The sequence below is a fragment of the Micromonospora sp. NRRL B-16802 genome, from assembly GCF_001279555.1.
GTDB lineage: Bacteria > Actinomycetota > Actinomycetes > Mycobacteriales > Micromonosporaceae > Micromonospora > Micromonospora profundi.
Map to the genome: position 1 here is coordinate 1 of NZ_LGEB01000036.1, position 299 is coordinate 299.

Annotated in this window: 1 protein-coding gene; it reads left to right on the forward strand. The window is 63.5% G+C overall.

What is annotated here, in order from left to right; translation table 11 throughout:
• Positions 1–299, forward strand: a 299-nt coding sequence (locus tag ADK66_RS06375) for a condensation domain-containing protein (protein WP_197281436.1), incomplete at both ends; no start/stop codon positions are given.

Sequence of the window (299 nt, forward strand, 5' to 3'; positions counted from 1 at the left end):
CTCGCCATCCACCACGCCGCACTACTCACCGTGCTACACCGCTACACAGGACAAACCGACCTACCCATCGGCTCCATCCTCTCCGGCCGCACCCACACCGACATCGAACCCCTCGTCGGCTACTTCGCCAACACCGTCGTCCTCCGCACCAACCTCGACAACAACCCCACCTTCACCCAACTCATCCACCGCTGCCACGACACCATCCTCAACGCCACCACCCACCAAGACATCCCCTTCAGCCTCATCGTCGACACCCTCCAACCCGACCGCATCCCCGGCCGCAACCCCCTCTTCCA